We start from the raw sequence: 15,104 nt of genomic DNA, 5'->3' as shown, positions 1-15,104 counted from the left end.
ATTCATGGCTGCTGTTCTTCCTCGAATTGAACATTATCGGACCCGGATATTCCCGCCGGGTGATCATGCGGCATCGAGCTGTGAATCGGGTAGCCTTTCGTGATCAGCGCGGCGTCCTGGTCGACGAGCCTGAGCCAGGGCCGCATGTAAAATCCCGTCCCGATCAGCAAAGTGCAGATCACAAGCGTGATCAGACGCTCTTTCAGCACCGGATGGTGCAGGCTCGAATAAGGCTGCGCGAAACGCCTGGAAGTCGCCAGAAAAATGCGCTGGAAGGCCCAGAGAATAAATGCCGCCGCCAGCAGGTTGCCGGTCAATATCGCGATCGCGAGCAGCCAGCCGTGCTCTTCGACGGTGCCCTCGATGATCAGATGCGTGGCATCGAAACCGGGCGTGCCGGGTTTGACCAGCGTGCTCAAGGCCGAAATCAGGAACAGCATGCCCAGGGTCAGATTCGAATCGAACAAACCGCCCAGCCTCGGCATAACCGCGGTGCCGGTCCGTTCATAGATCAGGCCGACGCTGAACAGCATCCCCGCCGTCGCCAGGCCGTAAGCGATGGACAGCATGATACTGCCTTCCAGGCCGAAATCGTTGAAACAGAACAACCCGATCACCAGAATGCCGGTCTGGCTGATGACCGCAAAAGCCAGAAGGCGCCGGATGTTGATCTGCAGTAAAGCCATGACCGCGCCATAAAAAATACTGATCAGCGCCAAGGTCAGCACCAGCCCCGACCAGTCTTCGGCCACGCCGGGCAGCAACGGCAAAATAAACCGGAGAACCGCGAAAATTCCCAGCTTCAGGCCCGCCAGAAAAATCGCGCAGCTCGCGACCGTGCCCTGTTCGGCCAGGATCGGCAGCCAACCGTGAAACGGAAACAGCGGCATGCGCACCGCAAAGCCGTAAAACAGCAGCACAAATATCAGCGCCTCGTCGTGGAGATAGGCGTTGTTCCGCTTGATCGTCAGCCAGTCGAAAGTCAACGGATGCTCAGAATCGATCAGGCCGAAACCGAGCAGCAGAAATCCGGCCAGAGTCATCAGCAAAGCGCTGCCCCAATATTGCAGGAAGCGGTCGACCGCCCACCGCCGATGCAGGCCGGTACCGCAGTGCAGCGTCAGGTAAATGACCGGAATCAGCTCCAGCGCGCTCCATAGCCAGAACTGCATCACGTTCAAAGACGCGAAAGCCCCGATTAAAATCGCCTCGTAACCGAGCACGCAGGCCACGAAAGTACGGCCGTGATAACGCTTCTGCGAGTGCGAAAAGATATAGTACATCACCAGAAAAGCAATGACTGCGGTCAACGGAATAAACAGAATATTGACCCCGTCGACGCCCACCGCATAGCTCAATCCGGCAAAGTGCATCTGTTCGACCAGATGAAGGCCGGATTCCTCGGCATCGAACACCAGCAACAGATAAACGCTCAATAACACATTCAGGCACGCGCCGGCAAACCCGAAGCGAAAGGCGGCCGGCAAGGTGCGCGTACAGAATACCGCGGCCATCGCGGCAAGCGGGACCAGCGTCATCGCGGTCAGGACCGGAAAAGCCGCCGCGGCGGCCCAGGGGTTAACGGGAAAATGCATCGGGGCCTCAGAATGCGACCAGCAGGGTGACGAACACAAACAGTACCAGATAACGGGGCCTTAAAATATACGCTTCGAAGCGGTTGGCGGAACGCCCCAGACGCCTGCCGAAATCCGACACGCTTTTGCCGTAGCCGCGCAGCATCAAGCGGCTTTCAAGGCCGTGAATCAGCGCCGCCGTCCATTCGGCCAGTTTGCCTGCCAGGCCGCTGCCTTGCGCAAACTGCTCGGAATCGTTATCCAGGCGTGCACCGATCTTTTGCTCTTCGTACTGAGCCAGCGAAGAAATCGCGTTGATCGCCGGCGCCGGCGAGCCCAGCAGCGGATCGATGATGGAATCGTCGAAATAGCGAAGGTCGTGCGACAGCCGGCCTATCGGCCTGACCAACAGGCAATCGGTCAGCGAGTCCAGCCAGAAACGCTGCAGCGAGGCGGTATAAAGCCAATACTTTTTAGCCAGGACTGGCCCGACCGGTTTGACCGGCGTGCCGTGGATATTGTGCAGCAGCGACGGCGCGCTCAGCAATTGATAGGCGCGGACGACCGCGTGCGCGCATAAATGCCACTCCGCCAACCGCCACAAGCCGAGCCCGCATTCGAAAAACATCAGCCCCAATTGCACCGAAACGGCGGTAACCAGCGAGGTCTTGATATCGGTCTGGGTGAGCCCGAGCAAATAACCGTGCACCGCGGTGACGCCCCCGGCCACAATCAGCAACCCCATCGCAAAAGGCGACGCTTCGAAGAGCGGCTCCAGCAGACAGACCAGAAAGATGCCGGCATGCACCATCACCGAGCCGTAAAAGACCGCACTCGACGGCGTCGGCCCTTCGAGCGCGCGCAGCAGCCAGGGAGTAAACGGCACCTGCGCGGATTTGACGAATGCCGCGACCGCGAAACAAGTCGCGATGCCGGCCGCCTCCCCCGACGGCAACTGCGCGGCCAGCGCATTCAATCTCGTCCAATCGACGCTTTCCGCGAAGGCGTAGCTGAGCCCGATCCCGATCACGAAAGCCGCATCGCCGACCCGGCTGGTCACGAAGACCCGCGTCGCGTTAGCCGCGGCGGCCGGACGGTCATGCGCGTAGGCGATCAACAGATAGGAGCAGAGGCCGGCGATTTCCCATCCCATAAACGTAGCGGCCGCGTTGCCGGCCAGCACAAGCCAGTGCATCGCTCCGGTAAACAGCGTCAGCACGAAAAAGAAACGGTGAAAGCCGGCTTCCTTGTGCAGGTAATTCACCGAAAAGCGCAGCACGATCGCCTGGAGGGTCCCGAACAGCGCAGCGAGCCGGGGGCCGATGCCGTGCGTCGAAAAATTGAACGAAATCCGCAATGTATCGCTTTGCAGCCAGGTTCCCAGATTGAACGTACCGCGGTTCATGCCCAGCATGTCGGCGGCGCACAGCGTCAACGCCAACAGGCAGGACATGGTGACGGCCCAGAGGGCGATGCCGGAGGTCACGCCTTCCTTGTCCTCGCCGGCCAGCCAACCGAACAGAATGCCGAGCCCCATGATCGCCGCGGCGCCGAAAGGCAGTAACGGAATCAAAATGACTAACGAATCCATGCTCAGGCTCCGGTGGTTACGGGCCGGAGCAGCACCGGCGCAACCGGTCCGGTTCGGCCGCGGTAAGCGGCCTGCGAATTTTCGACGGCGGCCGGCAGCGTTCCGTCTCCTTGCCAGCGCACGAATCCTCTGTCGCGATCGAACAGGAAGACGTCTCCGCTTTCCGGATCGATCGCAATCAAATGCAGCCAGCCGTTGGCGATCAATTCGCGCAGCGCCTCCTGGCGCTGATAAATCCGCTCGAGCACGGCCGTTTTGGCTTCGACGATCACCTGCAGGCGCATCGCCTCGTGAATTTCGATCATCTGCCTGGGCAGGCCGGTACGCAAATCGCTGCCGGTCCCTTCCATCACCCCGAAAAGCCCTGTCAGGTTGTGCGGAATCTTGGTGCCGCAGCCGAAACGGTCGTTATCGACGGTCGAGAAATAATATTCCAGATTGATGCCGGCGCCGACCGGCCCCGCGGTCAGCAAAATGTTCTCGACGACGCGCCCGTCGGGGTCCTGAGCGGGATCGTAGGAAATCAGGAAGACGCGCCGGTCCAAAAACAGCCCGCGCGTCAGCTGGCGTCGGCCGATCACCGCCGCCGCGTTGCCGGCATGGCCGAACTCGGGGCGCACCTGGCTCAAGTCCGAAGCGCGCCGCTGCACATGGGCAAAGGCCTGTTTCGGCGTCGGCAATGCTTCCGCAGGCAAAAAGCGGCGACAGCGCTCATGCGCGGAAAGACGCTGCGCTTCATGGAGAGATTGGCGGAGAGCAGCGAACGGTCCATGCCAGGATTGAGGCAGCGTGTCCAGATCGTACCAAGTGATCGCGTCGCTGCAGGTATCGTGCTGCGCGCCGACGAACCGGCATGACGCCGGAATCGCGATGCCGCGTTCAGCCAAAAGCTTCCGCACTTCCGGACGGTTCGCCATCGCCGCGAAGACGCGCGCGTTCGGGCCTCCCCGCCGCCCTCCGCAGGCGCCGCAATCGTGGGCCGCCTCGTGCGGATTGTTCAAACTGGTCGAACCGTGCGCGATCATGCAGACCAGCGGCGCGAAGCCCTGGGTCAGCCCGAGCGTCCTGAGCAGGTTTTCGATCCGGTCGGCCTGCTCGGCATCGCCGAATCCGATCTTCGGCTGCGCCGTTGCAGAATCTGCGGTGCCGGTAAAACGCAGCGCGGTGGGCATTTCGGGATCGAGGGCACGGGACAATCTCTGCTTGAACCGGAATCTGAAACCGGGCAGCAACGTGTCGCCGAGCAATCCGAGCAGGATGAACGGCGCCGCCAGAACGGTCGTGAAATACGCCGATAACGGGTCGCTGCGCAAACGGTGGTGAATCAGATAAGCGAGCCCTCCGAACAGCTTATGCCCCCGCCGATGCCTGCCCAGGATTTGCTCGGCGCCGGGCCTTACCACTTCCTCGACCAGATGGGCGGGCGTGACCGCGACCGGGCACAGAGGCGTCGTATGCGCGTCATCGAGCCCTTTGTAATACATCGGAATCCCGAAAAAGCCGGCCGCCCCGAAGGTTTCGACAGCGGGGTTCAGCTCTTCGAGATGCCGCCGGAAACTTTCCTCGCGCTCGTCCATGCAAAAAACCAGTTGCGCTTCTGGTTGCCGCCCGTGGCCGGCCGAAAGCCCGCGCCCCCGATTGACGGTTATCGCTTGCAGCAGCTTGTCGCGGTAATTCCGCTCGTAGGCAGCCAGCCAGACCTTGCCGCGCCGGGCCGGCTTAAACGCATCCAGCTGCTTCAGCAGAATCTCCAGATCGTTCCGCGACATCGCGCCGACCGCCTCGGCGTCGATGCCCAAATGCTGGCACAGCCGGAACAAGCGCCAGCCGCTGCTCCAGTGGCAATGGCGGTTTTCATGGCGGCACAGCGGGCTCAATTGCCAGGTGCGGATCTGATCGGAAAGCGCCTGCCACTCGGGTTTGAAATAGCGCTCGGAGCGGGCGCGCAGAATCAAGGTCTTGGTTTTTTGCGCCAGGAACTCCGGTAATTCGCCTTTATATAAGGCTTCCCGCACCATCAATTCGGAAAGATTCTTGCGAAAATAATTTTCGATCGCCGGGAGCTTCGCTTCGATTTTCCATACGTCCCGGCAAATCTGGCCGAGCCAGAGACGATCGTAGATCAGCCGGATCGCCAGAAAATCGGCAAGGTCGACGGCCGCAGGACGATCCGTGTGGTAACCGGGATGATGCCGCCGCCAGTTGATCATGCCCGACCAGCCCGGCAGCTCCAGCGCCAATCGCCGCAAGTAGCCGGCCCATTTGGCCTGCGGCAGGCCAAGATAGGTCAACTGCCCGATGACCGCCTCCACCGGATCTTCGGGAAGCCCGTCCACCAGCTCGGACCAGTCGGGCAGTTCGAGAAAAACCGGATTCACATCGCACCGGAACATGCTGCGCCAGCCGGCATACAACCCCAGGGTATCGCGCTCCGGCAATTGCCAGGGCGCCATGCCTTCGTCCAGCGCGGAGGCGCAGATCCGGATCAGTTCCGGTTTGACTGTTTCGAAGGCGTCGACGCCGGTGATCGCCCGAATGAATCCGCCCAGCGTCAGTCTGTCGCCGATTTCGGTCGTGAATCGGGTCAATGCCGCACCGGCTTCCGCCCGCATCATTTCGTGCAGAGTCAGGCTGCCGTCCGGCTGCGCCTGCACCGCCCGATTGATCCATTCCTCGGCCTGTTCCGGAGACAAGTCGAACAGATTTTCGGGATGCGGAACGGTTTGGTCCAGCCCCAGCTTGTCCAATATGCCGCTCCAGAGCGAACGGACCCGGTTCTTTTCGTCGAGGGAAGTCGCCCGTTTGCCCAGCAGTGCGGTTTTCACCGTTTCCGGCACGTCCGGTTGAACCTTGTCCAATGCTTCCAGCTCGGTAATATTCCAGTTCAACCGGCTTTCGGTAATCGGCTCCAGATCGAACAGCAGCGCAACCCGGTAAACATCCTCGCGGCGGATGGTTTTGCCCCGTACCGCACAGACGGTATCGTCGAGGTTGAAGTCGACGTAATGCCGGAGTCCGGCGGCCAGATCGACGTCGCCGATCCGGCCTTGCCGGTAACAGGCGCGGAATTCGCTCTCGGGCTGATAGCCGCCGATTCCGGTCACCCGCTCCGTTTCCGCCAGTGCTTCTTCGAAAGGCAGATGCTGATAGCCGTGCAGGGTATTGTGATGCACGAAGTCGAGAATCGGCGCCTGCCCCGGCAATACATGATCCAGTTCAAGCAGGATGCGGGCGATTTCGTCGCGCAGGACCGCATTGCCGGAGCCCGCGCGGGTTTCTGCTGATATCGATAATTCCTGCATGAAAAACCCTAGGGCGACACCAGTGAATGAAGGTGGGAAACGGTCGCCTCGGATAAAGCGATCAACGGCTGCGGCATGAGGCCCAATAGGATGATGCCGCCAACCAGCATCCCGGCCGTGAACATCTCGGACAGCGTCAGATCCCCTACCTGCTGCATCTCGGCCTTGACCGGCCCGGTAAACAACAAGCCGACGGTTCTTATCGCGTATGAAGCGCTCAATAAGACGGCGAGGCTGAACAGGACCATCCAGCCGCCCCACTGTTGAAAGCCGCCGGCCAGCGCGTGAAATTCGGCGATGAAGCCGACCGTCCCCGGCAGCCCCATCGCCGCAAACAGGGCCAGGGTCGTGAACACCGCGAAACGGGGCGTCACCTGAATCAGGGAACTGTAATGCCGGACATTACGGGTATGGGTTCTTTCATACAGCAGGCCGACCAGCAAAAATAGCGCCGCCGCGATGAAACCGTGGGCGGTCATTTGCAGGATCGCGCCGGTCATGCCGGTCTCGTTCAGTGTCGCGATGCCCAACAGGACGATGCCCATGTGGCTGATGGAGGAATAAGCGACCATCGCCTTCAGATCGGTCTGCCGCCAGGCCAGCAAACCGCCGTAGATCATTGCGATCAGCCCCAGAATCATCAGCGCGGACTGAAAAAACTGCGCCGCCTGGGGCAGCATGGCGATCGACCTGAGCAGGCCGTAGGCGCCCATCTTCAATAAAATGCCGGACAGCAGGATACTGACCGGACTCGGCGCTTCGACATGCGCCAGGGGCAGCCAGCCGTGCAGCGGGAAGATCGGCATTTTGACGCCGAAGCCGATGATCAGGCCGAGCAGGACCAGAATCTGCTCGGTTTTGGACATCGAATACGTGGACTGGCTCAGTGAAGCCATCAGCGAGCCGCCGTAGTCGAGATCGTACTGGCTGATTGCCAGCAGACTGATCAGCATGAAAATCGACCCGCCCATCGTGTACAGCACGAAATTCAGGCTGGCCGCATGGCGGCGCTTGCCGCCCCAGCGGCCGATCAGAAAGAACAGCGGAATCAGGGTGACTTCCCAGAAAACGTAGAACAATGCCCAATCCTGAGAGAGAAAAACGCCGAGCATGCCGAACTCGAGCAGCAACATGCAGAAATAATAGCCCTTGACGCCGTTGGTGATCGCATGGGAAGCGAGCAGCGCGCAAAAAGTCAGCAGCGCGGCCATCAATACCATCGGCATCGAAAGACCGTCGACTCCCAGGGAATACGCGCTGCCGACATCGGGATTCACGACGAAAAACTCCCTGAACTGGAGTTGTGCCTGAGTCGGATCGAAAGTCCCCAGCAACCGGCAGGCGAAAACCAGAGTCAACAGAGAGAACGTCTGCGCGATCAGCCGAATGAAAAACGCATTGCCGCCCGGCGCCACCGCGAGCAAAAAAGCCCCCAGCGCCGGCGTCCAGAGTAAAGTACTGAGTATTCCCATGTGCTGATTCTATATGCTAAGCAATGCAAGTTCCGAGTCATATCGGCAAACAAAACCGGCGGAACCATCGGCTGCAAATCCGGAAACGGCGCCCGCTTAAATATCGATTCGATACTAAATTAAAAATTGCCGGCCATTATACTCGATCTTGCAGCAAACGGCGTGCAACAAGCAAGCCTTCCGAAATTCGTCGCATCCCTTTGAAACTTCGGGTAATCGAAATGAAAAGGTCGCATTTTACCCGATAAACCGGGTCAAATCAGTTCAAATCCACCTAAAGATGGTTTTTTTGACCCTCTTTGGATGTCCACCTCAATTTATTATCAAGCAAAAACAAATGCTTGAGTTACGGCATGAAATATGCAGCAGTTATAAAAAACGTTCCTTGTAACAAGAGTGGGCGCTTGAAGAGAGGCGTGCGGCCGCATGCCCGGCACGAAACGGAATCGCCCGTTTCGATTCAGGCGGACGCGTTGAAAAAGCTGTTCCGCCAGCCAAGTAAACGCCTGATATAGAATCTTGTTACGGATTGCACGATCTTTTATTTCCAAGTTTTAATCTCTCATGACGCCCCCAAATACAGCATCATATAGACCCGTTACGGATAATCCGAGTCCTGCCGAACCGTTGAATGCGCCGAAATTCGATCCGGATGCGTCCATCGAGCATATCTCGCACTGGCTTCCTACCCAGGGGCCGATCAAAGACTTCGTTCACCACAATACACTTCACTCGGTTCAGCACCTTGCCTTTCATGAAGGCGTGGCGCTCGCGGCCGGGATTTTCGGCGCACGCAGCTATTTGCCGCTGGCCGATTACCAGAAACGCTATCGGCAGGGACGCATTACCGACGCGGCGATTTCATGGGCTATCGGACAAGCGGCAGCCGATATCGAGGACGCGGAAAAATTCCGCGGCTCCTTGTTCATCGAGGACAACCGCAGCCACTATCCGCCCGTGTCGATGGCCAACCACGGCATCCGCCGCTCCTGGCTGAACCGCCTTGAAATAGACTTGGACGCGCGGGTGCATCCGGTTTTATTCCGCCTGCTCGCCAATTTTTTGGACCAGGGCATCAGCCGCTGGAGCCTGCCGCAGAACGGCGAGCGATTTTGGGACTGTCTCTGGCGGCTGGTGCATAACAGTCTGCTGCCGCTATACCCGCTCCATGAACCGGAGGTGCGCGCGCTGCTGCTCGAAACGCCGGACCGGGTCATTCTGGCCTGCCTCGAAAAAATCGTCGGCGACGAACGGCTCTACGAACAATATCTGCTCGAAATGCTGCTGGCGCATCCGGGCTGGTCCGGCATGGTGCGCCTCGTGGAACAGAATCCGCAGATGCTGCTGGCGCGGCGGACCCTATCGTTGAAAGAAACGATCGCGTGCGAGCTCGCCTGCGAGTTGGCCTTTCTCAATCTGAAAAAAGGCCGTCAGTTCAGCACGGTCGCCGCCGTACCCGATTCCCAAACAGCACCGTTGCTTACGGAACCCGGATATAAGCCGAAAGTGCCGCTTCGGTTGAAGGTCTGGCACGAAGCGATGGAATGGACGCTGCATGCCGAACTGCTCAAGGCAATCGCGGCGTCCGCCGATATCGACCGGAACCGCAACGAGCCCCGCACTCCGCAAGTTCAGGCCCTGTTCTGCCTGGACGACCGCGAAGGCTCCCTGCGGCGTCATCTCGAAGAGTTGAACCCCGCTGTCGAAACCTTCGGCGCGGCCGGCTTTTTCGGCATCGACATTCTGTTTCAAGGGCTGGACGACACGTTTCCCGTCGCCCAGTGCCCGGCGGTTATCCATCCGAAACACATCGTCCGCGAATCCAGCCTGACCCATAAACCGGGGAAAAACAAGAAAGGAAAAAAGTTGAAAGATCTCCATATCAAACCGCAATCCCTGTTCAGAGGCTGGATCTACACCCAGACGCTCGGGATCGGCTACGCGATCCGTTTGATGTGGAATGTGTTCCGTCCGGGTGGGAAATTACCTTATATCAATAAGTTGAGCGAAGTCGAAGCGCACACGCACCTGCATCTTCTGCGTGAAAGCGACCTGCCCACCGAGGACGGACGCATGCTCGGATTTTCCTTTACCGAAATGGCGGACCGCATTGAGGGGCTGCTGCGCAATATCGGCCTGACCCGCAATTTCGCACCCTGGATCGTCGTCGTGGCTCACGGCTCCAGCAGCGCGAACAATCCGCATTTCGCCGCCTACGACTGCGGCGCCTGCTCCGGCAAGCCCGGCGCGCCGAATGCGCGCGCCTTCGCCCGGATGGCCAACCTCGAGCCGGTACGCGCGCTGCTCCGGGAGCGCGGCATCGATATCCCGCAGGCGACCCGCTTTATTGCGGCGATGCACAATACCAGCCGGGACGAAATCGCCTATTTCGACGAGCATCTGCTCGAAGCGCAGCCGTCGCCGGAACTGGAAACCTTCAAGGAAACGATGCGGCGCGCGCTTGAACTGAATGCGCTCGAACGCTGCCGCTGGTTCGAACTGGGACCGCAGAATCGCGACCCGGAAGCCGCGCACGCCCACGTCAAAGGACGCGCCGACTCCATCTTCGAACCCCGGCCCGAATACAATCATTCGAACAACCTGTATTGCATCGTCGGAAAACGGGCGCTGACCCGCAACCTCTACATGGACCGGCGCGCCTTCCTGCATTCCTACGATCCGGAAAGCGATCCGCAAGGCGCCATCCTGGCCAGAATCCTGAGCGCCATCGTGCCGGTCTGCGGCGGCATCAATCTGGAATACCTGTTCTCGCGGATCGATAATTCGGTGTACGGCGCGGGCAGCAAACTGCCTCATAACGTAATCGGACTGCTCGGCGTCGCCAACGGCGTCGAAGGCGATCTGCGCACCGGACTGCCGAATCAGATGATCGAAGTGCACGAACCGGCGCGCCTGCTGATCGTGATCGAGCAATCCCGAGAGATTATCGATAAATCCTTAGCGAAAATCGGCGAGGCTCGGGAATGGTTCGACCACGACTGGATCAGGCTGGCCTGCTTCGAGCCGTCCGGACGCGCCGTTTATTTTTACTCTAACCCAAAATGGCAATCCGTCGATCTGGCCGGCATGCCTCCGACGCCCGAAGCGGACTGTTCGGAAGCCGCTTTTGCCGGCAAGATCCAAACCGTCCCAGTCCATCTGTTGCAGACAATGCGGAGCCCGTCATGAACAGTTTGCTTCTGGCCTGTCAATTAATGCCCCTGCTGGGTTTCATCGCGATCTTCCTGACGCCCAAGGATACGAAAAAATTCTCCGAATTCAGTTACTGGAGCGCCGGCGAGAAAAGAATCTCCACGGTCAGCTCCCTGTTCGGGGCGGCGCTGGGCATCAGCATCGCCGCCCTGCTGACCGTTTGGGCGCTGGCAGGTTTTCCCCGCTACGAATATGAAGCCTTCACACTGTATTCGAAGGACGATTACCGGTTTCCGGTCCTGTTTTATCTCGACAAGGTTGGGGCGGCTTACCTGTTCTGCATCTGGATCATTTTTTCGATCATCATTCGCTATTGCCAATATTACCTGCACCGGGAAGCCGGCTATAAACGTTTTTTCCTGACCATTTTCGCGTTCGTGTTCGGCCTGATCATGGTCATTCTGTCCGGTTCGATCGACATGCTGTTCGCGGGATGGGAAATCGTGGGCGTCTCGTCCTTCCTGCTGATCGCGTTCTACCGCCACCGCCCGCAACCGGTCCGCAATGCGCTGCGCGCCTACACGGTTTACCGTTTTTGCGACATCGGCCTGTTGCTCGGCGCCTGGATGACGCACATGCTGTTCCATGAAAGCGACCATTTCGGCCAGATCGCCAGCCTGTTCGAAAGCGCGGCGATGCCGCCGGCCGGCTACCCTGCCCTGCTCCTGCTGTCGCTATTGATCGTAATGGCCGCTTCCGGAAAATCGGCGCAATTCCCGTTCTGCTTCTGGCTGCCGCGCGCGATGGAAGGACCGACGCCGTCGAGCGCGATTTTTTACGGCGCCTTGTCGGTGCACCTCGGCGTCTTCCTGCTGCTGCGCACGATGCCGATCTGGAGCTACCATTTTCTCAGCCGCGCCGTGGTGTTTCTGATCGGCCTGCTGACCGTGTGTATCGCGAGCCTGTCCGAAAAGACCCAATCGAACATCAAGGGCCAGATCGCCTACGCCTCGATCACCCAGGTCGGCTTCATGTTCATGGAACTGGCTTTGGGACTGGAAACGCTGGTGCTGGTGCATTTTCTCGGCAATGCGTTCTTGCGCTGTTATCAACTGCTGGTTTCGCCGTCGATCGTCGCGCATCTCTTGCGGGTCGAAGGCTCCGCGGATACCCAATTCTCAATCAAAACTGATTCATTGCGCGACAGATTGCCCGTATCGGTCCGCGACAGCCTGCCGGAAGTGCTGCGCAATACCTTGTATGTCTTTTCGTTGCAGGAATGCAATCTCGAATGGTTGATGCGGTCTTTGCTCTGGGATCCGCTGAAAAAAATCGGCGCGGCGGTGAACGCGGTGAGCCCCTGGATCAAAGGCGCAACCGCGCTGGTCATCTTCGGCCTGTTCATATTCGTGGCCAACGCGGAATTGATGCATCACAAATACCTGGCGGTACCGGCCCTGGTATCGATGGTGCTTGCGACATTGGGCGGCTTCAGCCAGAAGCACAGCCCTTTCAGAACCTGGAACGACATTGCGCTCAGTTATTTCTTCGCCTGCATCGCGGTCTGGTTCATCGTCAACTCGGCCTGGGACGATGCGGTCGTATTCCTGACCGGCATCATCCCGGCCTGGCTGCTCGGCATTGCAGCATTGCACCTGCTGTTGAAAGCGGAAAATTTCAAGGAAACGCCGTTCGCCTACCGGGCAATGGCGGAGACCAAACCCAGGCTGTCGCTGTTGCTGTTCATCAGTTTCCTGGGTCTCGTCGGTTTTCCGATTACCCCGGCCTTCATTGGCGAAGACCTGCTGCTCTATCACGCCAGCAGCCAGCACCCCTGGTTTGCGGCGCTGATCGCCTTCTCGTTCGTCGTGAACGGAATCGCGGCCGCACGCATTTTCCTGCGCTTATGCATGGGGCGGGGCGGCCTGTGGAATTGAACAAATGACCGGCATTCGATAAAGTTGGACGAAGGATCGGTCCTGCAACAAAAGCGCCTAAACACGCCACCGCTGCAGGATTCGGCGAAAACCGACCGGCACTCGGGCGGTGTGATTTTATGCAGATAACCGTTGTTCATTTCGGGAAGTTATCGGGCGGGCCTCCCTCTTTACTTTTGGAAAATACCCCTTAGAATATGCTTTAGAACTTAAAAAACAAACAAAATAAACCGTTACGAAATATCGCCTCGCGGACTCGACTGAGGAGTAAATCCTTACCGCCATCCTGTATCGGGAACCTGCAAGGCCTGTCTGGGAATTGACGCTATCTCCAGCCGAACCATTTCTTAGTGTTCAATATCCAGAAATTGTCGCTTTCATAGATTTACCGTTGTATGATCTTTTTGCCCGCTTCATCGGATTGAATTTCTCCGGAATGTGTTTTTTCGGCGAAACAAGGTCCGACTATTTAATTTTTTGGGAGGAATCGATAATGAACAAAAAACACCTCTTTAGCCTATGTGCTCTAACCGGCGCCCTGCTGTCTGCGGGACCGACCCATGCCGATGCGCACACCTATCTCTCCGGTTTTACCTCTAAAGTAAATCAGGGATTTTTCAATACGACCACGGGATGGATCGAAATTCCCAAAAACATCGTCAATATCAGCCACGATCAAAATATTTTCGTCGGTTTTAGCTGGGGGCTGCTGCGCGGCACGGCGCATGCGGTCAGCCGCACCCTTGTCGGTGCAGCGGAATTAATTACCTCTCCGATTCCGACCGACGATTACATTACGCCTCCTTACGTCTGGGAACGCTTTAGCGAGGATACGCGCTATTTCGGGGCGCATTATCCCGGTTTCTGGACGACTTACGGTCCGTTGGACGACGGCGACGACGATTAGGCCGCGCCGGTTCCCATCAGCTCATCGTTGCTCACCACTGCGGTTGATTTGGAATTAAGAGGATAAAACCATGAATAGACAATTTTTTTACCTGCCCTGTGCGGTGATTGCCGCGGCACTTGCCGGATGCGCACAGCCGCCCCGCAAAGACATTCCGCTGCTGACCTCGGAAGTGGACGCCGTCGTTCTGGGAGACTACGGCCAGTCCATCCATCACGAGGAACTGGCCGAGGAAAATCTGGAAGAGGCCGTCAAGGTATTGAATCACTGGAAAAACGATCATTACTGGAATATCGAGGAAGGACAGTATGCGGTCGATTCGGCCCGGGCCGCCTCGCAGCACCGTCTGGAATCGGAAAAAGCGCTCTGCCAGTGGCTGACGGCCGTCCACAGTCCCAACCATCATATAAACGAGGTGGCGAAGCATACCGCCGCCCATTTCAAAACCGGCAGCGCCACCCCATACCGAACCGACCATCGGGCCATCGCGATCATGGGCCGCTACCTGCAATCGCATCCCGATGCTTTCGCCGACGTAACCGCCTATACCGATACGGTGGGCAATCAAGCCAGCAACCAGGGCTTGGCGGAAAGAAGAGCCGAAACAGTCGCTAGGCTGCTCGTCGAGCACGGCGCAAAATCCGAGCAACTGCGCGTCAAAGCGGTAGGCGAAGCAGAAGGCCCCGACAACACGCCGAACCAGCAGCATCGGGTGGTAATGATGAGCACCGATCATCCGGCCTATCAGGACTGCGCAGGTTTAAACGCCGCCGGTTTAAAATAAAAACCGTCTTCCCGCCCCGCGCCCGCTCAGGCTTTCAAGACAAAGCCGGAAAAAAGCGGCGTGGGGCACAAGCCCTTTAAACTGTAGATCTTAATCTATAGTGCCTCGAACGATCCTGTACATTGACCGCCTGGTTTACCAGATCACTCAACGCCGTTAAGTTTAGCTGCGAAGAGCTGCAAAGCCGGCTTTGTAAATGACGGAACCGACCGACAAAATGACTGGGATAGCAGCATCGCGGCGGGTAATACCGGCGATGCCTCCATACCGTCACCGTCAGTAATACCCGACCCCGACCGCTACTTCGGCCAGCTATATGACGCCAGCACCGGTGTTATCGTCATCACCGACACGAATCTGGTCCGCCAAAACCGGTTCAATTAA

The 15,104-nt window shown here is 58.4% G+C and carries 8 protein-coding genes; 4 read left to right on the top strand and 4 right to left on the bottom strand.

Annotation, left to right across the window (positions count from 1 at the left end):
- Nucleotides 1–2 precede the first annotated feature (2 nt).
- Genes METAL_RS09530 through METAL_RS09515 form a run of 4 tightly spaced genes read right to left on the bottom strand, consistent with a single transcriptional unit; the run spans nt 3 to nt 7,939 of the window.
- Nucleotides 3–1,595, bottom strand: coding sequence for a complex I subunit 4 family protein (locus METAL_RS09530; RefSeq protein WP_005371816.1), 1,593 nt, complete (start codon nt 1,593–1,595; stop codon nt 3–5).
- A gap of 7 nt (nt 1,596–1,602) precedes the next feature.
- Complete coding sequence (locus METAL_RS09525) at nt 1,603–3,165, bottom strand: proton-conducting transporter transmembrane domain-containing protein (RefSeq protein WP_005371813.1); 1,563 nt, start codon at nt 3,163–3,165, stop codon at nt 1,603–1,605.
- 2 nt (nt 3,166–3,167) lie between these two features.
- The gene (locus METAL_RS09520; protein ID WP_005371811.1) at nt 3,168–6,467 is read right to left on the bottom strand and encodes a DUF2309 domain-containing protein; all 3,300 of its coding nucleotides are present in this window, start codon (nt 6,465–6,467) and stop codon (nt 3,168–3,170) included.
- Nucleotides 6,468–6,475: 8 nt separating this feature from the next.
- Complete coding sequence (locus tag METAL_RS09515; RefSeq protein ID WP_005371809.1) at nt 6,476–7,939, bottom strand: complex I subunit 4 family protein; 1,464 nt, start codon at nt 7,937–7,939, stop codon at nt 6,476–6,478.
- Between the two features lie 627 nt (nt 7,940–8,566).
- Here METAL_RS09515 and METAL_RS09510 point away from each other — a divergent pair.
- The 4 genes from METAL_RS09510 (at nt 8,567) to METAL_RS09495 (ending at nt 14,720) form a co-directional block, all read left to right on the top strand.
- Nucleotides 8,567–11,128 carry a YbcC family protein gene (locus tag METAL_RS09510; RefSeq protein ID WP_040578316.1) on the top strand — a complete coding sequence of 854 codons (2,562 nt, stop codon included), beginning with the start codon at nt 8,567–8,569 and terminating at the stop codon, nt 11,126–11,128.
- The gene (locus METAL_RS09505; protein WP_005371798.1) at nt 11,125–13,029 is read left to right on the top strand and encodes a proton-conducting transporter transmembrane domain-containing protein; all 1,905 of its coding nucleotides are present in this window, start codon (nt 11,125–11,127) and stop codon (nt 13,027–13,029) included. The genes METAL_RS09510 and METAL_RS09505 overlap by 4 nt, the downstream gene beginning before the upstream one ends.
- Nucleotides 13,030–13,522: 493 nt before the next feature.
- Nucleotides 13,523–13,936 (top strand): exosortase system-associated protein, TIGR04073 family, encoded by a 414-nt coding sequence (locus METAL_RS09500; protein WP_005371796.1) that lies wholly within the window; start codon nt 13,523–13,525, stop codon nt 13,934–13,936.
- A gap of 70 nt (nt 13,937–14,006) precedes the next feature.
- The gene (locus METAL_RS09495; protein ID WP_005371794.1) at nt 14,007–14,720 is read left to right on the top strand and encodes an OmpA family protein; all 714 of its coding nucleotides are present in this window, start codon (nt 14,007–14,009) and stop codon (nt 14,718–14,720) included.
- Nucleotides 14,721–15,104 lie beyond the last annotated feature (384 nt).

It is taken from the genome of Methylomicrobium album BG8 (genome assembly GCF_000214275.2).
In the GTDB taxonomy this organism is placed as follows: Bacteria; Pseudomonadota; Gammaproteobacteria; order Methylococcales; family Methylomonadaceae; genus Methylomicrobium; species Methylomicrobium agile.
The sequence above is the reverse complement of the archived record's forward strand: the minus strand, read 5'-3'. Positions and strand labels throughout refer to the sequence as shown.

Bases quoted from the DNA above. Each gene is read 5' to 3' on its own strand.
- METAL_RS09505 (WP_005371798.1), top strand. From the start codon at position 11,125: ATGAACAGTTTGCTTCTGGCCTGTCAATTAATGCCCCTGCTGGGTTTC.
- METAL_RS09515 (WP_005371809.1), bottom strand. From the start codon at position 7,939: ATGGGAATACTCAGTACTTTACTCTGGACGCCGGCGCTGGGGGCTTTT.
- METAL_RS09495 (WP_005371794.1), top strand. From the start codon at position 14,007: ATGAATAGACAATTTTTTTACCTGCCCTGTGCGGTGATTGCCGCGGCA.
- METAL_RS09520 (WP_005371811.1), bottom strand. From the start codon at position 6,467: ATGCAGGAATTATCGATATCAGCAGAAACCCGCGCGGGCTCCGGCAAT.
- METAL_RS09525 (WP_005371813.1), bottom strand. From the start codon at position 3,165: ATGGATTCGTTAGTCATTTTGATTCCGTTACTGCCTTTCGGCGCCGCG.
- METAL_RS09530 (WP_005371816.1), bottom strand. From the start codon at position 1,595: ATGCATTTTCCCGTTAACCCCTGGGCCGCCGCGGCGGCTTTTCCGGTC.
- METAL_RS09500 (WP_005371796.1), top strand. From the start codon at position 13,523: ATGAACAAAAAACACCTCTTTAGCCTATGTGCTCTAACCGGCGCCCTG.